This window comes from Pontibacter burrus (genome assembly GCF_010686685.1).
GTDB classification, from domain to species: Bacteria; Bacteroidota; Bacteroidia; order Cytophagales; family Hymenobacteraceae; genus Pontibacter; species Pontibacter burrus.
Genome location: NZ_JAAGWD010000007.1, coordinates 16,909 through 33,960, shown reverse-complemented (window position 1 = coordinate 33,960; position 17,052 = coordinate 16,909). Strand labels below are relative to the sequence as shown.

The 17,052-nt window shown below is 43.4% G+C and carries 15 protein-coding genes; 11 read left to right on the top strand and 4 right to left on the bottom strand.

Going from position 1 to position 17,052, the window contains the following annotated elements; all coding sequences use genetic code 11:
• Positions 1-277: 277 nt before the first annotated feature.
• Positions 278-1,123 (bottom strand): helix-turn-helix domain-containing protein, encoded by an 846-nt coding sequence (locus GXP69_RS15275; protein WP_163915961.1) that lies wholly within the window; start codon positions 1,121-1,123, stop codon positions 278-280.
• Positions 1,124-1,182: 59 nt separating this feature from the next.
• Entirely contained in the window at positions 1,183-1,308 is a 126-nt protein-coding gene (locus GXP69_RS19245; RefSeq protein WP_262887448.1) for a hypothetical protein, read from the bottom strand.
• Positions 1,309-1,334: 26 nt separating this feature from the next.
• On the opposite strand from GXP69_RS19245, the gene GXP69_RS15270 reads away from it, so the two are divergent.
• The 8 genes from GXP69_RS15270 (at position 1,335) to GXP69_RS15235 (ending at position 8,608) form a co-directional block, all read left to right on the top strand.
• The gene (locus GXP69_RS15270) at positions 1,335-2,891 is read left to right on the top strand and encodes an aldehyde dehydrogenase family protein (RefSeq protein ID WP_163915960.1); all 1,557 of its coding nucleotides are present in this window, start codon (positions 1,335-1,337) and stop codon (positions 2,889-2,891) included.
• Positions 2,892-2,961: 70 nt separating this feature from the next.
• A complete protein-coding gene (locus GXP69_RS15265) occupies positions 2,962-3,294 on the top strand; it encodes a DUF779 domain-containing protein (protein ID WP_163915959.1) in 333 nt (110 codons plus the stop codon).
• A 331-nt stretch (positions 3,295-3,625) separates the two neighbouring features.
• Positions 3,626-4,687, top strand: a complete 1,062-nt coding sequence (locus GXP69_RS15260) for an NAD-dependent epimerase/dehydratase family protein (protein WP_163915958.1) — start codon at positions 3,626-3,628, stop codon at positions 4,685-4,687.
• 32 nt (positions 4,688-4,719) lie between these two features.
• Entirely contained in the window at positions 4,720-5,469 is a 750-nt protein-coding gene (locus tag GXP69_RS15255; RefSeq protein ID WP_163915957.1) for a glycosyltransferase, read from the top strand.
• Complete coding sequence (locus GXP69_RS15250; RefSeq protein ID WP_163915956.1) at positions 5,456-6,106, top strand: lipid-A-disaccharide synthase N-terminal domain-containing protein; 651 nt, start codon at positions 5,456-5,458, stop codon at positions 6,104-6,106. Before GXP69_RS15255 ends, GXP69_RS15250 begins: the two co-directional genes overlap by 14 nt.
• 10 nt (positions 6,107-6,116) lie before the next feature.
• A complete protein-coding gene (locus GXP69_RS15245) occupies positions 6,117-7,748 on the top strand; it encodes an ArnT family glycosyltransferase (protein ID WP_163915955.1) in 1,632 nt (543 codons plus the stop codon).
• A 276-nt stretch (positions 7,749-8,024) separates the two neighbouring features.
• The gene (locus GXP69_RS15240; protein ID WP_163915954.1) at positions 8,025-8,180 is read left to right on the top strand and encodes a hypothetical protein; all 156 of its coding nucleotides are present in this window, start codon (positions 8,025-8,027) and stop codon (positions 8,178-8,180) included.
• A gap of 173 nt (positions 8,181-8,353) precedes the next feature.
• Positions 8,354-8,608 carry a hypothetical protein gene (locus tag GXP69_RS15235; protein WP_163915953.1) on the top strand — a complete coding sequence of 85 codons (255 nt, stop codon included), beginning with the start codon at positions 8,354-8,356 and terminating at the stop codon, positions 8,606-8,608.
• Between the two features lie 79 nt (positions 8,609-8,687).
• Here GXP69_RS15235 and GXP69_RS15230 read toward each other — a convergent pair whose 3' ends face one another.
• Positions 8,688-9,638: an NmrA/HSCARG family protein gene (locus tag GXP69_RS15230; protein ID WP_163915952.1), complete on the bottom strand. Its 951-nt coding sequence runs from the start codon at positions 9,636-9,638 to the stop codon at positions 8,688-8,690.
• Between the two features lie 247 nt (positions 9,639-9,885).
• On the bottom strand, positions 9,886-10,770 hold the full coding sequence (locus GXP69_RS15225; RefSeq protein WP_163915951.1) for a phosphatase PAP2 family protein: 885 nt from the start codon (positions 10,768-10,770) through the stop codon (positions 9,886-9,888).
• Between the two features lie 513 nt (positions 10,771-11,283).
• On the opposite strand from GXP69_RS15225, the gene GXP69_RS15220 reads away from it, so the two are divergent.
• From GXP69_RS15220 to GXP69_RS19375, 3 genes are all read left to right on the top strand, one after another.
• On the top strand, positions 11,284-13,803 hold the full coding sequence (locus tag GXP69_RS15220; protein ID WP_163915950.1) for a cation-translocating P-type ATPase: 2,520 nt from the start codon (positions 11,284-11,286) through the stop codon (positions 13,801-13,803).
• A 440-nt stretch (positions 13,804-14,243) separates the two neighbouring features.
• Positions 14,244-15,941 (top strand): arylsulfatase, encoded by a 1,698-nt coding sequence (locus GXP69_RS15215; RefSeq protein ID WP_163915949.1) that lies wholly within the window; start codon positions 14,244-14,246, stop codon positions 15,939-15,941.
• Between the two features lie 238 nt (positions 15,942-16,179).
• A complete protein-coding gene (locus tag GXP69_RS19375) occupies positions 16,180-16,308 on the top strand; it encodes an SOS response-associated peptidase family protein (RefSeq protein WP_394367364.1) in 129 nt (42 codons plus the stop codon).
• Positions 16,309-17,052 lie beyond the last annotated feature (744 nt).

Sequence of the window (17,052 nt, the reverse complement as noted above, 5' to 3'; positions counted from 1 at the left end):
TATTATGACTATAAAGCCAACGGAGGAGTAGTATTCTGAGGGGCTTAAACTATAGCCAACAGCACTATACTTTTAAGTTAAAAACAGTGGAACTGACCACTGGTAAAGCTCACAGAATGTTGTTGAATAACAAAGAGGGCGGTAATGTCGGTTTTAAGGATGTAACTGATTATACGATAGTTTACTATAGTTAATCATCGAGAACCAGTAGAAGGAGGGATTAGGGTGGTTAATTTAGCTTAAATACTCAGTAACGATCTATCCTTATTTGTGAAAATCAGGCGGGAAAGATTCTCTCTTTTGCCTGTTTCTGAAACTGCTCCGGCGTTTGTCCGGTCATTTTTTTGAAGAACCTGCTGAAGTAAGACCTGTCTTCAAATCCCAGGCTGTAGCCAATTTCCTTTATAGTTTGAGCACTTAAAATAAGCTCCTGTTTCGCTTCCACTACAGTGCGCTCCTGTAATAGCTGTGTAATGGTTTTCCCGGTTTTCTGTTTCAGTATCTGGTTTAGTCTTTTGGGCGTTATGTTCAGTTTATCAGCATAAAATGTCACCAATTTTTCTTCCCTGAAATGATTCTCCAATAGCAGCAGGAAATGATAGATGCGCTTCTCATTCAGGCCCTGGCTCGTAAAACTTTGCGTTTTATACTGCATTAACTTTAACAGAAATGCTTTTAAAAGGGCTTTGAGTACCAGTAAATTCTTTTGCTGTTGCTCATACTCATTTTCTAACTCCCGCAGGAGGCCTTCCAGTGTAATCACCATATCCTCTTCCAGCAATATCGTGGAGAAACTACCTGCGCCTTTCCCGAGGAATAGCCTGATCACATCCAGCGTAAATTCTTTTACCTCATAGTCGAGTACCGATTTATGAAAGGCGATAAGTGTCCCATTTTTACCTGATTTGCTGGGACGCGGAGAGCGGTTTGCCGGGATAAGGTACATCCAGTCTCCTTTGATATAAAGCGCTTCATCCTTTATAAAATGTATGGGTTCCTCATTCTTTAGCCAGGCTATTTCAAAATAATCTTCGCGGAAGGGGCTTTCGAAAAAAGACTGGGGTAAGGCCTTGAGCGGGCTTATAAAAAACAGGTCTTTATCCGGATCCATAGGCTGTATCATATTATCAATTTTAAAACTATAGCACCTTATCCATCAGCTTCTCCTTTCGGTTATCCCCCTTAACTATAAACTATAGTTGTCTGGTGATTTCCCTTTTGTCCTACCTTATGGATGTTCTGTACTACCCCTCGTGCCTGGTATAGTTGTAAATTTGTAAGAGTTGCAAAGACAGTAGTAATCTGCATATACATTCATTTAAAGTTATAAAATTATGAGCACAGTATTAGAGCCTATCATTGAGAACGGCAGAGCCGAGAAGAAATTATTTAAATTTCCACAGTTAAAAGGGAAAGAATTGCCACGCGATAACTTCATTGGTGGGCAATTTGTCCCACCAGTTAAAGGAGAATACTTCGACAATATTTCCCCCATTAACGGGAAAGTTTTCGCGCAGGCGGCCCGCTCCACGAAGGAGGACGTTGAACTGGCGCTGGACGCGGCGCATGAAGCGTTTCAGAAATGGGGCAAGACATCGCCGACGGAACGCAGTAACACACTTTTAAAAATCGCACAGATCATTGAGGATAACCTGGAGTACCTGGCTACACTGGAAACTATAGATAACGGGAAACCGATCCGTGAGACACGCGTAGCTGACCTTCCGCTGGTAGTAGACCACTTCCGTTATTTTGCCGGTGTGATCCGCGCCGAAGAAGGTGGTATTTCAGAGCACGACGCCAACACAGTCAGCATTGTATTGCACGAGCCGCTGGGCGTGGTAGGGCAGATTATTCCATGGAACTTCCCGCTGCTGATGGCTTCCTGGAAAATTGCTCCAGCCCTGGCAGCTGGTAACTGTATTGTATTGAAACCAGCTGAACAGACGCCAACCAGTATCCTGGGCCTGATGGAGCTGATCGGTGACGCGTTGCCAGCCGGTGTGCTGAACGTGGTAAACGGGTTCGGTGCAGAAGTTGGTAAGGCGCTGGGCACTTCCCCAAGAATCAGCAAAATTGCGTTTACAGGTTCTACGGCAACAGGTAAGCTGATCATGCAATACGCTTCTGAAAACATCATTCCGTCTACGATGGAGCTGGGCGGTAAATCCCCGAACGTCTTCTTCCCGTCTGTGATGGAAGCCGATGACGAATTCTTTGACAAAGCCCTGGAAGGAGCCACGTTCTTTGCTCTGAACCAAGGCGAGATCTGTACTGCTCCAACCCGTATTCTGGTGCACGAAAGTATAGCCGACGCCTTTACGGCCCGCGTAATTGAGCGTGTGAAGGCCATTAAAGCCGGTAACCCACTGGATGGCGAGACCATGATCGGAGCACAGGTATCGAAACCTCAGTATGAGAAGATCCTGAAATACATTGAGATTGGTAAGGAAGAAGGAGCCGAAGTACTGGTAGGTGGTGAGGCACAAAAACTGGAGGGTGAACTGGCAGAAGGGTATTATATCCAGCCTACTATCCTGAAAGGTCACAACAAAATGCGTGTATTCCAGGAAGAGATCTTTGGCCCGGTAGTAGCGCTTACCACTTTTAAAACAACCGAAGAAGCCATTGAGATCGCAAACGATACGATTTATGGACTGGGTGCAGGTGTCTGGACCCGCGACGCGCACGAATTATACCAGGTTCCAAGAGCCATTCAGGCTGGCCGTGTCTGGGTGAACCAGTACCACACCTATCCGGCGCATGCTCCGTTTGGAGGCTACAAGCAGTCGGGTTACGGTAGAGAGAACCACAAGATGATGCTGGATCACTACCGCCAGACTAAGAACATGCTTATTTCCTACGACAAGAAGAAACAAGGTTTCTTTTAATCTAAAGTTTGTCATTTAACCTGAAATCACCTGGGGCCTCCTCAGGTGATTTTTTTTAACATATAGAAACATGGAAAAGATTATAGCTACAGAAAAAGCAAAAGATGTTATTGATCAGTTGAAGGAGCGCTACGGCGAGCTGATGTTCTACATGAGTGGTGGTTGCTGCGAAGGTTCGCAGCCTATGTGCTATGAGAAAGGCGACTACAAACCAGGCTCCCGCGACGTGCTGCTTGGCGAAGTGGAAGGCTGTGAATTTTACCTGTCGGAAGAGCAGAACCAATACTATGCGCACTCCCAACTGCTATTGAATGCAGCACCCGGTATGGGCGGCGGCTTTTCGCTTGAAAGTGTGCTGGGCATGGCCTTTAGCGCAACAACAAATGCGCTTATCAATAATTAATGTATTGAGCAAAGTTGCTTAACAGAACTATAGACAACAAGCAAACCGAGAGTGCAGGCATTACATTGAGAATTCTATAGTTACTACAGTATCACACAATACTTATTTATAGGTAAGACGAACTTAAGCATTTATTCCTTTAGCCTTTATCTCTATAACCTAATATTAGGCTCAATAAATATTATAAACTATAGTTATAGGTTATAATTATTTATATAATAGTTTGAAACATTGCAATCGAATGGGAGTTTAATTATAAAACTACTTGGCAGTCTATATTTTTAATTAAATGAGAATAAGTAGCCAGGTTCCAGTTAAGAATTAGTGTCTTATGGATGTAGTGGAGGACAAAAGGGTTTTGGTAACCGGGAGTGCAGGTTTTATTGGGCATCATGTGATGCAGTCACTCTACCATACAGGCCATACCGTAATTGGGTTAGACGTGCTTAATTCTTTTTATGATCCTGAATTAAAGTATGCCAGGCTACAGGCGCAGGGTTTTGAGAAGCAAAAGATTGCGTATAACCAGCTTTGCCTCAACTGTAAAGATCCTGATTTAAGCTTTATACAACTAGACCTGACAGATGTAAAAGGGCTGCAAATGCTGTTCCATGAACATCAGTTTGATATAGTAGTTAATCTGGCAGCGCAGGCAGGCATCAGATATAGTATTGATAACCCACAAGCATATATTGATAGCAACATTCTTGGTTTTATGAACCTACTGGAATGTTGCCGCAGGTATAAAACCAAGCATTTACTTTTTGCTTCCTCCAGTTCTGTCTATGGCAATAGCGCTGAGGTGCCTTTTAATACTGCCCAGTGTACAGACTATCCGGTCTCATTGTATGCGGCTACTAAAAAAGCTAATGAGATACTAGCCTATAGTTACGCGCATCTTTATAACATACCCACCACCGGCCTTCGCTTTTTTACAGTGTACGGTCCCTGGGGCAGACCCGACATGGCTTACTATTGTTTTGCAAAATCTATTGTAGAAGGCTTCCCTGTTAAAGTTTTTAACAACGGAGACATGCAGCGTGATTTTACCTACATAGATGACGTCGTAAGCTGTATTGTCAACTTGCTTCACCTTTCTCCCGAAACTGCTCAGGTCAGCACGCCTTTTCATCTTTATAATGTAGGCAATAGTAAACCTGAAAACTTACTGACACTTATCTCCATCCTGGAAAGATTGCTTGGAAAGAAAGCGATTTTACAGTTGGAGCCTATGCAGCCTGGTGATGTGCATACAACATATGCTGACGTACAGGATCTGGAAGAGAAAATAAACTATAGACCAGCTACTTCTCTGGAAAATGGTTTGACGCAGTTTGTGCAGTGGTTTAACCTCCACCACTATGCCCCAAAAGTGGCGGCCCTTGTGAAATAAGCGCGTTTTAGCTTTAAATATACAAAGCACCTATGGAAGCAAAATCTCTAACTATAATTGTTCCGGTGTACAATGAAATAGAATGCCTCGAAAGATTCTGCGAGTCGATGGGTGCTTTTCTGCAACAGACGCCTTTGCCTACAAAGGTACTTTTTGTAAATGATGGCTCAAAAGATGGAAGCGCTGAAAAGATCAGGCAAATCTGCCAACGAAATACGAGCTATAGTTTCATTTCATTAGATAAGAACTATGGGTTAAGTACAGCCATAAAAGCCGGCATCGATAATTCCGAAAGCACCTATATTGGGTATATAGATTCTGACCTGCAAACTTCCCCGCTGGATTTTCTGCTCTATTTTGAATTTCTGCCAACATACCAGATGGTAAATGGCATACGAATGGGACGCAAGGATACTTTAGTTAAGAAGCTATCCTCAAAAATAGCGAACAGTTTCAGAAGGCTGATGATAAATGATGGCATACAGGACACCTGCTGCCCTCTTAAAATAATGGATACAGCCTATGCCAGACGAATTCCCTTTTTTAATGGCATGCACCGCTTTTTACCAGCTCTGATTCAACTGCAAGGTGGTAGTGTAAAGCAGGTTCCGGTTCAGCATTTCGAACGGTATGCCGGTACAGCCAAATACCATTTGTTTAACCGACTATGGGGACCTCTGAACGATACTTTCGCTTTCAGGTGGATGCGCAGCAGGTATATAAACTATAGCTTATCCGACAAGCACATATCCCAAACTATAGTAAAGCATGAGCAGGTCTGATATAGGGGTTTATAGTTTGGGGCTGATAGCCCAGGTTTTATTCTCTTCACGCATACTCGTGCAATGGATAATGTCTGAAAGAGCAGGCAGAGTACTTTCACCAACTTCTTTCTGGACTTTCAGTATACTGGCATCCTTTCTTCTAATGCTATACGGGATACTCCGGAATGACCTGGTGATCATTGGTGGGCAGGTTGTCTCATATTTTATTTATATGCGGAATCTGCACTTTAAGAATGTGTGGCAGGAATTGCCATGGTGGGTGAGGTGGTCATCAGTAGTTTTTCCAATGGCTGCTGTTGCATGGTTATTATTCGGTGATATCTATAGTTTGTCTTACATCTGGCAGCATAGTAAAATATCCGGCGCATTGGTAGCCTGGGGAGGCGCAGGGCAGATAATTTTTACGATACGTTTTGTGTATCAATGGTATTGCTCCGAAAAGGTGCAGGAGTCGGTATTGCCCAATGGGTTCTGGGTCATCAGTCTGGTTGGTAGCCTGATGATCATCCTTTATGCTGTGCTGAGGTTGGATCCGGTTATCTTTATTGGTCAGCTTTTTGGCATCATTGCCTATAGCCGCAACCTGATGATCGGTCTTCGGCAGCAGAAATCGTCACAAACAATTTCCGGATAGCTTACTCGCCATGCAATTGCAAAACTGGCTGCATGGGCGCAGCACTGCCTGGATTATATTGGTGCTCTTGTTGGCAGCTTTGCTTTATAACCTGGGTGGGTGGGGAGTGATCGAATCAAGCGAAGCACGATACGCAGAAATCAGCAGAGAGATGCTCGAGTCTGATAACTGGATACACCCGCGTTTACTGGGCATTTTACACTATCATAAGCCCCCGGTAACCTATATAATCTCAGCAACTGGCATGGCCTTGTTCGGTGTAAATGAATTTGGTGTTCGCTTTTTTCTACAGCTCTCATTTATTCTTCAGGCGCTGCTGGTTTACCAGCTTGGTTGGTTGATCTTTAAAAACCGCGCCATTGCTTTAACTGCCCTTATAGTTTATATAACTATGCCCGCAGTTTTGGTATCTGCCCGCAACCTAACCACCGATTCTTACCTGGCTACTTTCGAATTACTTGCCATCTGGGCATGGGTAAAGTATAAGTTGGGGAGGAAAGTTGGATGGCTATACGCCTTTTATCTCGCTTTAGCTTTCACTTTTCTTACAAAGGGACCTGTAGGCCTTATATTCCCTTTAATGGTAGTTGCGGGTTATAAATCGGATACTGCTGTAAAATCAAAATCTAGTAAGGCTCATCATTTTGCAGGGTTCGTAGTTTTCCTGTTGTTAAGTGCATCGTGGTACCTGTACCTTATGTTTAAGAACAGGCAGTTTGTCGATTACTTTTTGTTAAATCATGTTGTAAACCGCTATGCTAACCCGGAAACATTTAACCGGTCCAAACCCTGGTGGTTTTACTTTTTGCTGGCACCTGCACTTAGTTTTCCATGGTCACTCATATTACTTCTATACTTTAAAAAGCTTAAAAGCCTTGTAGCGGGGCAAAAAAGGCTGTTTATACTATGGCTGGTCATCCCGCTGTTGTTTTTTTCACTTTCCAGCTCAAAACTGATACTATACATTCTTCCACTTTTTGCGGGGCTCGCTTTACCGGTTGCATGGTTGCTGCACCACCTTAGTGAACCACAGAAAGTAAAAGCCGCAACTATAAGTGTTGGGTACTATGTGCTGATCGTAATCTGTCTTTTAATAGCTTCCTACCTGTTGCAGATTATTTCAGTACCAACTATAGCAAACATCTATTTGGCTTGTATACTGGTTTGTTTTTTCTTTCTCTGGAAGAAGGTAGGAGGGATGCTGCATAAGTTATTAGCTGTAGCTTTTATATTCACACTTTTTATAATTCCTTTCTCAACGTATGTCTTTGAAAATAACCCTGATGAGTTTAATTCCACAAAGCACTTGGCTGAAGTGTTAAAATCAGAAGGGCTTATAGATCATGAACTTATAGTTTACGATAAGCTATTGCCTTCCCTGGCTTTTGAGCTAAAGCGCAATTTTATCACGCTGCATGACCACAGCCGAAGTGTGAAAAGGGAAACCCAATTCGAACAGGATATGCTGTGGCGACAGACTTATCTTGAGTTGAGTAATGCAGCTGATTCAACTGCATTAACAAAATTGCTGAGCCAGAAAACTATATTGATTACAAAAGGAGAGATGCCTGATAACAAGCGCTGGATGATCAAGGATTTTACAAAAACCATGAAAGTCGGAAAGTGGTACCTGTATTACTAAGACCTGATTCCTGCTTACATAGCTTCTATTTTATAACTACATTATGTGTGTTTGTTAAATTAGTTAAAATTCCGCCGCTGCTCAACATTTTATATATTCACGAGTTCGGCTCCTTATAGTTATCGATTATTCTATCCTTGTTAAGAAATTTAGGATAGCTTATCGCTCCCAAAGCAGAATGTGAGTAAATTTCGTTTAAGCGTTTGAGCAATAATTATCTTGACAATCAGTATTTGAAAGAATCAGATTTAGCGTTATTTAATTTAAAATGAGACAATGAGTACCAGGTCAGGAGATCAGCAAAAGAAACAGCGTCAGAAAGAATTCAAGGAAAGGAAAGAACATCAGGAAGCCCGTAGAGCTTATGAAAGGAAAGGGAAACGTGATTCAGGTGGTAAAGCTGGTGAAATAGGTAAAATACCAAATACCTAAGACCAACAGTTAATCCTTATGTTATAGTTTAATCTGTAAACTATAAGTCAATTTCATTTCTATATAGCCTTTAATAGTGTTGTTTGGCTTAACTGAAGTGTTTTCTGTAGTTAGGATGGTGCTCATGTTTCGTGTTCGTGTTACATTGAAATTTGAATAACCCGAACCATCAGATGAAAAAGATACTTTATGTAGCCATTGCTTTGTGTACTGCATCCTGTTCTATAGATAATAACCTGGAAGATACCCTTTACAATGTAGTAGAATCTGGTGCCAACATGGCAATAGATTCGTTGCACCATGCTGCAAACAAGGAACTTGAACGGCATACGGGCATCGATTCACTCGCCTCAAAAATAAGTGCAGCCGATACCATTAATGTGGAGCGCGAGATAAAACGGAAAATCATAGAAAGCCTTTCGGAGTAGTTTAATACAAGCCGCTTGTTCATAGCACATATAGGTGTACCCTGTTGCATATGGGCAAAAGCATACCGCTAGCTATAGTTTACTCAAGCGGTATGCGCGGTGCATTTTCAGCCAACCAGGTGTCAAAAGATTTCAGTTCAGGATTCAGGGCTTTTGAAAAGCTTACGTCCCGAGCGCTGTTGCAAACCTCGTCAAAATCCCGGTAAAACTGGAACATGTTGCCCAGGTCGTCTGCCCCCGGAAAGCCCAGTCCCCGGTAGGTTTCCGGCGAGATGCTGTTGTAGGTGATCGTTTGCCCCAGTGCTTTGGACATGGCCTGGGCCATTTCCTGTCCTGTCAGCTGATCGCCGGCCACGCCGATAGTTTTTCCTATCAATTCTTTGCCCCGTTTAAAAATGCCATAGGCGCACTTGCCAATGTCTTCTGAGGCAATACCTGCCATCTTTTTGTCGTCCATTGGCAAGGTGAGGTAATATTGCCCATCTTCTCCTTTTTTAGGTCCCATGCCAAAGTATATAAAGTTATCCCAGTAAAAGGAGGCCCTCAGAAAGGTAGTAGGAACTCCTGATTCAGTAAAGAAGTGGTCGGCTTCGCCTTTGGCATCGAAGTGAGGTACCTTATATTTTCCCTGGAGTGTAGGCATCCGGTTATCATCCAAGGGTACCCATTGGCGGGTATCTTCTAATGTAGACCAAATTACATGCTGTAAGCCTGCCTCTTTAGCGGCCTCGGCCATGCTTTTTGCTTCTGCATATTCTTTTTCAGGAGAAAAGTGAGCCCAGAAGAAGGTAACAAAGTATGCTCCGTACGCACCTTTCAGCGCCTGCTTCATACTCTCTTTGTCATCAATATCTGCTGTCACTACTTCTGCACCCATAGCAGCCAGCGCTTTTGCCTTGTCTGAGTCAGGCTTTCTGGTAACGGCACGAACTGCAAATGCACTATCGCTATCCTGTAAAATAGCCCGCGCAACGCCGCCGCCCTGAGCACCCGTTGCGCCAAATACTGTTATGATCTTTTTCTCAGGCATATAAATATATTGTCGTTATTTTTAACTATAGGTATAGCGTATTATACTTTTGTAAGAACAAGTGAGGTGATTGCCAGGAGATAAAACTTAGTAAGGGGCTACTATACTCTACCTAAACAGTTTTTTTATCTAGTAATGTGTTGGCATTTCAAGTGGTAATAGTACCCTTAAGTTACTTCACAACCGGGTTTAGCTGCAGGCGGCGTGAGTACCCAGCTCATTTTTTAAGTAGCGTATACATTCCCCTTTATGGCATGCTATAGTTTGCTTTTAGCGGGAAAGTCATTCCTGTGGTCGCTGTGGAAGACAGCCGAAAGTCAGGCGCATGGGTAGCTGGTACTTTTCGCTTGTACTGTAATTCATCCAGGTTGATAAAAAGGGCAAGTCCAGCGGCATGGGCGTTATAAGTCGGAATGAGGGTAAAGGGTTTACGTCCCCAACGATTGCGATGCGATAAGTAAGAAAGGTGGGAAGATAAGATGCCAATGCCAGCTCCTACAAACACATCTGACTGCCAGTGCTTGTTCTTTAGTACCCTTAGGGCGCCTACGCTTGTTGCGATGCCATAAGCCCCAATCCCATACCATTGGCTCCGGTGCCGAAGCTCTGTATGAACAATGGAGGCAGCCAGAAAAGCCTGCGCTGTATGTCCCGAGGGCATAGATTTATCATCTTCTCCATTCGGCCTTTCCAGGTTTGTTATTTCCTTTAATCCAAAAACCAGTACTGCCATGACGGCTTCTGCTTTAAGGGTAACCAGTGCCGTATTCACAAAATCGTTATTAGATTTTACCTGAAGAAGGTTTACCACTGCCAGCTCAACATAAGGGGCCAGCAATAGGGCGTTGTCCAGCCCCGAATTAAAGTCAGGATTATGGCGTAAGACATCATCCCGCATGTCGTAGCTTGAATAGATGCCATTGTCCTTTATTGTGCTCACGCCATACCCGATCAGTATAGCCGGTATTATAGAGGCTTTGAATAATTTAGATTTATAGAACGGTACTCTCAGACTAACAGACCGGGACCGCTCATATTTTCGGAGCGTATCTGTTTCCTGCGCCAGGAGAGGATGGTAGTTCATGCCCAGTAGCAGTGTGAAGACCATCCATGTTTTTAAAATATACTTCATAGTTTGCTCGATTAAGGTAAAAAGTACAAACGTCTGTGAGGGATACTTACTTAGTTGGATTGTCTTTATAGAGCGCTAAAAGGTGTTTACTGGAAATCTAAGTGCTCATGGGATTGGATGTGTATTTACTTTTTGCCTAGTTAAGCATATAAGGCTGCAAAGTTATTCGAGAGTCAATCATAGAGTTATGTATGGCTTAACTCTTCTAGGGGGCCTTTCTTTCAATGTTACTTTAGTATACACATGTAGGTGCAGGGAGTTGCTTTCTGCCCAAGTATTACGTTAATCATCTGTTTTATTCTGTGAAAAACAGATGGAGTTCTATGAGCGGTGTTCATAACCTGTCCGTAAGGACAAGTCTGTTGCAAGACCTGCTGTTCTGTATGGTTAATGCCACTACTGCTAGTATACAAAATGAGGCAGATGCGTATGATGGATATACTGTTTGGCAACATTAATCAGCTATCTATAAGCCTCACAGTTGCAATTACAACCATGCTAGCTCACAAACCCATGCCTGAAGCTCAAATACCAGAACAGCGCATGCACACGCAAGGCCTAAGCACTGAACAAGTGCTTGCATCTAGAGCGAAGTACGGACTGAACCGATTGGAACAGCGAAGGGAAAGTGCACTTTGGGTAGCCATCAAACGGTTAGCTGAAGAACCAATGGTAGTCTTATTATTAGCAGCTTCGCTCATTTACTGGATAAGTGGAGACACTGGCAACAGTATTTTTCTGGCTGTTGCTATCTTAATGGTAGCTGCTATTTCGCTATACCAGGACTCCAGAAGCCGCAGCGCCCTTGAAAAGCTACGTACTTTCACACAGCCAACCTGTAAGGTTATCCGGAATGGTCGTATTGAGGAAATCAAAAGTGAAGAGGTTGTAGTAGGTGACAGCCTGATGGTTGAGGAAGGAGGGCTGATAGCGGCAGACGGCCATATCCAGCAGGCAAATGATTTTTCGGTAGATGAATCAATTCTGACTGGTGAGTCTCTTGCAGTTTTTAAAGACCAGCATCAGCCAGATTCTATAGTTTATCAGGGGACGACCGTAGCCAGTGGTCTGGCCATAGCCACGGTTACAGCAATAGGCAACGATACAAGACTGGGTAAGATCGGGAAGAGTATCGAAGACATTGCAGAGGAAGTGACGCCTCTGGAAATTCAGATCAATAACTTCGTCCGGAAAATGGTGCTGTTAGGTGCTGCGGTGCTTATGATTGTGTGGGCGATAAACTTTTCCCATAGTTACAGCGTGCTCGATAGCTTGCTCAAGTCTCTTACCTTAGCCATGAGTATTCTGCCGGAAGAAATTCCAGTAGCCTTTACCACCTTTATGGCCTTGGGGGCCTGGCGGCTGATGCGGCTAGGGATCGTGGTAAAACAGATGAAAACAGTGGAAACTCTGGGGAGCGCTACGGTTATTTGTACTGATAAAACCGGTACTATCACTGAGAACCGCATGCAGCTTGACACGGTCTTCGCGTTAGCTTCTCACCGTGTTTCTCGTTTAGATGTTAACCTGGATGATAACGAAAAGGAGCTTATTCGGATAGCTATGTGGGCCAGCGAGCCAATTCCGTTTGACCCTATGGAAGTGGCACTTCATGAGGCCTACAGAAGACAGACCGCTGCGGATGAAAGACCCCATTACCGCATGGTGCACGAATACCCGCTGGGAGGAAAGCCTCCTATGATGACTCATGTATTTGAAAATAGCCATGGTCTGCGCATTGTAGCATCGAAAGGTGCACCCGAGGCATATATTAAGTTGGAGGGATTATCAGTTAGTGAAAAAGCTGAAGTGGAAAGTGTGATGCATAAGCTAGCTGGGGAAGGATACCGTGTGTTGGGTGTGGCAGCAGCAGCCTGGGCTGGAGATAATTTTCCAGGTAGGCAACAAGAGCTGCCCTTTAAATTTAAAGGCCTTGTTGCGTTCTATGACCCACCTAAGCATGGCATTCAGCAGGTATTCGAAGCCTTTTACGCTGCAGGGATCGATGTGAAGCTTGTTACCGGGGATAATGCCGCTACAACTGCAGCTATTGCCCGGCAAGTTGGTTTTAGGGGCTACGAGAAAAGTATGTCGGGGGAAGAACTAGTCTCCATTCCAGAGAAAGAATTGGCTGAACGGGTAATGAATACAAAAGTGTTTACCCGAATGTTTCCGGAGGCTAAACTCCGCATCATTAATGCCCTGAAGGCAAAAGAGCAGGTAGTTGCCATGACTGGAGACGGTGTTAATGACGGACCGGCTCTGAAAGCCGCTCACATTGGTATAGCCATGGGACGGAAAGGATCTGAGATTGCTAAGCAGGCAGCTTCACTCATTTTGCTGGAAGACGACCTGGGTAAGATGGTGGACGCTGTGACAATGGGGAGAAAGATTTACGCAAATCTCAAGAAAGCTATTCAATACATCATATCCATTCATATCCCAATTATCTTAACAGTGTTTGTCCCGCTGGTGCTGGGGTGGAAGTTTCCTAATATATTTTCGCCAGTTCACATTATTTATTTTGAGCTCATCATGGGCCCTACCTGTTCCATCATTTACGAAAACGAGCCAATTGAGAAAAATGTCATGGAGCAGAAACCACGCAAATTTTCTCAGACTTTTTTCAACTGGAGGGAGCTGACGACCAGTATCGTTCAAGGGCTTGTTATTACAGTTTGTTCTCTATTAGTGTACCAGTTCACCGTACAACAAGGATATGAGGAAGCCCTTACACGCACAATGGTTTTTACAGTGCTTATCTCAGCCAACATTTTCCTGACGCTGGTGAACCGCTCTTTTTACTATTCAGTGCTTACTACCCTAAAATATAAGAACAACCTGGTACCGTTGATTATTGGCATAACTATAGTTTTATCGGGGTTGCTGCTGTATGTAGAACCATTAGCCCGCTTTTTTAACTTAGTTCCCTTAGCCGGAAATCAATTGCTGTTGGCTATAGTTACTGGTTTCGTTTCAGTGGTTTGGTACGAAGGCGTCAAGTGGTACAAGAGAAGGAGCAGAATAAATTAATTTTTATACGTGTTAATTGTACGCACAGCCTAATTAACCTTTTTACTAACTAAATCCAAAGGAAGAAACCTATAGTTGTGGTTGGCTTCTCTGCCTGTAACTGAATTTTAGTGTTGTTTCTATAGGCGTTAAGGGTAATCATTCGTATAGAATTTAGATGGTCAAATTGCTTATTGTTATAGAGGGTAGGTGTAAATGAACCATAGTCGAACATTAAAGAGCAATAGCTTAAACTATAGTTTCTGGCATTTGACTAAATAAGTAGTCCAAATCTTTTCTCTTATAGCGGATAAATCCCCTGATTCGCTGCAGTATTTTTCCTTAACTGATAACTTAATTACCGCGGGTGTGCATACAGGCTTCAATTTATTTGCTGCTTTTAATCCATAGTTAAAGCAGGAGAGAGAAGGTCTCGAGGCTGTATAAAATCTGAAAACAATATGAGTGTACAAGGCCAGCCAAATTTTTTGCTTGTTGTTGTGGATGACATGGGCTACTCTGATTGTCAGCCTTTCGGAGGCGAAATCCATACACCTAATCTGCAGCAGCTGGCAGACAACGGTGCCTGCTTCCGGCATTTCCATACTTCTGCGCTGTGTGCCCCAACACGGGCCATGCTCTTATCCGGCTGCGATAACCATCATGCGGGTTTAGGCAATATGCCGACGGCACACTCTACTAATCAATATATGCAGCCAGGTTATGAAGGCTATTTGAATAACGATGTACTGACCATTCCTGAAATTCTGAAAGATGCCGGCTACCATACCTATATGGCGGGTAAATGGCATTTAGGTGAACTGGAAGGTAAAAGACCCCATTCCAGGGGCTTCGAACGAACATTCTCTTTTTTAGGGGGTGGTGCCAGTCATTTTAACGACCAGCGTGCCCTGAGTGAATTTGAGAAGCCACACACTGAGTACTCGGAAGATGGAAAGACAGTAGAGGATTTACCAGAAGATTTTTACTCTTCTGATTACTATACTGATAAAATGATCCAATACATAACAAAGCAGGAAGATGGGAATCCTTTTTTTGCTTACCTGGCTTTTACTTCGCCTCATGACCCTTTACATGTGCCGGATGCATGGCTGGATAAATACAAGGGCACCTATGACAAGGGATATGATGCAATCCGGGAGCAGCGCCTGCAACGGATGAAGGAACTAGGGCTAGTACCCAATAATCTGACTCCCAACGAAGGTAGTGGAGAATTTAAAAAATGGGATGATCTGACTGAGAGAGAGCGGATGGAAGAATCGAGGAAGATGGAGATTTACGCCGCTATGATTGAGAACCTAGACTGGAACCTGGGCCGATTATTCTCCAAATTAAAAGACCTGAACAAATTTGATGACACTATCATATTCTTTATGTCTGATAATGGTGCCAATCCCAAAGAGCCACATTTTTATGCACCAAATACCAGGGAATCGGTTGCCCGGGAGTATGATAACCGCTTGGAAAACTACGGCAAGATCAATTCGTTTATTTCTATTGGCGGTGCCTGGGCTGAAGTAGTTAATACTCCTTTGGCTTACTTTAAACTTACGACCTATGAAGGGGGAACCCAAACACCGCTCATCGTTTCTGGCAGGCGCATGCATAAGCGGGGTGTGGTCACCAATGAAATGCTTCATGTTACAGATATCATGCCCACTATACTCGATTATGCCAATGTCAGGTATCCAAGCGAGAAGGGCATGAAACCGCTCTATGGGACTACACTGAAACCATTCTTGCAGCAAGAAACAAAACAGCCCATACGAAATGCGTTTGATGTATTAGGCTATGAAATAGCAGAATGTAAAGCAGTTATGAAAGGCGAATGGAAATTGATTTTTATGCCGCCACCTTATGGAGAAGGCGATGAATGGCATTTGTACAACCTGAAAGAAGATATTAAAGAAGAGAACAATGTGGCGGCACAGTTTCCGGTTAAGTTCAACGAGTTGAAAGCTGACTGGGAAGCTTACGCGCTTTCCGTAGGCTACATCAAAGCCAACGGTGCAAGAGCTGTGGAAAAACTAGGATATGAAGAATTTTACCGGTTCGATCCAAAGCACCGGATAGATTCTGACACAGGAATTGGCGAAGTTGAAGGAACGACCAAAGAGCCAACTGAGCTGGGGGATTAAACTATAAAAGTCCGTGTCTGGGAGACTGATTAACATAACAGAATCTGTTCTGTTGGACTGGAAAATCCCAGCTTCCAAGATTTAATTTCTAACAAGCTCTGTACGGTGCCGGCTAAAGGCTTTTATGAATAGCGCAAAACTACGACCGGGAAAGTGCCTTACCGGTTTCTGTTAATAAGCAAAGCCTTATTCTCCCTTGGTGGGCTCTTAGAGTAGTGGATTGATATGAAACAGACCCATACTGAACACCTCTACCATCATTACAACGAACGCAATCGAACCGATACAATCAACACATGAACAGATGCCTGTCAACTTGTATCCGGAAAGCGAAGTATTCTGGCTGGCTAAAAATGAAGGTTTCTAAACCTTACGCAATATATTGCAGCCTTTTCTGGTCACAGACATAAAAGCATATCTTGTCTCAACCTTAGTAAATTCTGTAGCGCAAAACACGGTTGATGTAAGGCGTCCGTTACCTAAGCATGGGAGTTTGTTCTAGCTCTGTTACAACTTGTAATAGCTCCTTTTAGAAAGACTTGAGTTAATAAACCCAAAAATCAATACCCGCTAAAACCTGGAGGGAAATACCGCGTTTTTGCTGTTGTGTGTACTATGTTAGTAGTGGTAAAACAGTGGCACACCTTGTGTATCGTAGTATAGCTGCCAAGTGACGTGGTTGCCGGTATAAGTGGTGTCTTCGCTTGTAACGTAGAGATGTTGCTGATAGCGTTGAAAATTGTTGATAGAAAGAGAGCGGTAATAGGTATCCCGGAAAAAATAAAGAGGCCTGAGTGGATTAGAGCCGTATCGTAGTTCCCAAACTTTTCGGTCAGCACACTGGCTAGATATCCCGTGCTGTAGTAGTTGTTGGTAGTGGCCTGTTGCAGATTTGATGTTTTTTACTCTAAAAACAAAGACCCGCTTATTTATCAAAATAAGCGGGTCTTTATAACTTTACTGTGTAGTCCAAATGATAAAATTATCGAATTTCATCTATAAGGATTTGGCGGCTTTAGAAGAATAGTTAAAAGCATAAGTCCTGAATGCCATAATACTAACATTGCCTGGCTACAGAAGTAATATCATATTCCTAAGGGCGATTTGAGCT

What these genes read in the sequence shown, in the direction of transcription:
- GXP69_RS15255 (WP_163915957.1), top strand. Translation starts at nt 4,720, where the DNA reads ATGGAAGCAAAATCTCTAACTATAATTGTTCCGGTGTACAATGAAATA.
- GXP69_RS15250 (WP_163915956.1), top strand. Translation starts at nt 5,456, where the DNA reads ATGAGCAGGTCTGATATAGGGGTTTATAGTTTGGGGCTGATAGCCCAG.
- GXP69_RS15220 (WP_163915950.1), top strand. Translation starts at nt 11,284, where the DNA reads ATGCCTGAAGCTCAAATACCAGAACAGCGCATGCACACGCAAGGCCTA.
- GXP69_RS15275 (WP_163915961.1), bottom strand. Translation starts at nt 1,123, where the DNA reads ATGATACAGCCTATGGATCCGGATAAAGACCTGTTTTTTATAAGCCCG.
- GXP69_RS15270 (WP_163915960.1), top strand. Translation starts at nt 1,335, where the DNA reads ATGAGCACAGTATTAGAGCCTATCATTGAGAACGGCAGAGCCGAGAAG.
- GXP69_RS15240 (WP_163915954.1), top strand. Translation starts at nt 8,025, where the DNA reads ATGAGTACCAGGTCAGGAGATCAGCAAAAGAAACAGCGTCAGAAAGAA.
- GXP69_RS15215 (WP_163915949.1), top strand. Translation starts at nt 14,244, where the DNA reads ATGAGTGTACAAGGCCAGCCAAATTTTTTGCTTGTTGTTGTGGATGAC.
- GXP69_RS15260 (WP_163915958.1), top strand. Translation starts at nt 3,626, where the DNA reads ATGGATGTAGTGGAGGACAAAAGGGTTTTGGTAACCGGGAGTGCAGGT.
- GXP69_RS19245 (WP_262887448.1), bottom strand. Translation starts at nt 1,308, where the DNA reads ATGCAGATTACTACTGTCTTTGCAACTCTTACAAATTTACAACTATAC.
- GXP69_RS15230 (WP_163915952.1), bottom strand. Translation starts at nt 9,638, where the DNA reads ATGCCTGAGAAAAAGATCATAACAGTATTTGGCGCAACGGGTGCTCAG.
- GXP69_RS15235 (WP_163915953.1), top strand. Translation starts at nt 8,354, where the DNA reads ATGAAAAAGATACTTTATGTAGCCATTGCTTTGTGTACTGCATCCTGT.
- GXP69_RS15265 (WP_163915959.1), top strand. Translation starts at nt 2,962, where the DNA reads ATGGAAAAGATTATAGCTACAGAAAAAGCAAAAGATGTTATTGATCAG.
- GXP69_RS15245 (WP_163915955.1), top strand. Translation starts at nt 6,117, where the DNA reads ATGCAATTGCAAAACTGGCTGCATGGGCGCAGCACTGCCTGGATTATA.
- GXP69_RS15225 (WP_163915951.1), bottom strand. Translation starts at nt 10,770, where the DNA reads ATGAAGTATATTTTAAAAACATGGATGGTCTTCACACTGCTACTGGGC.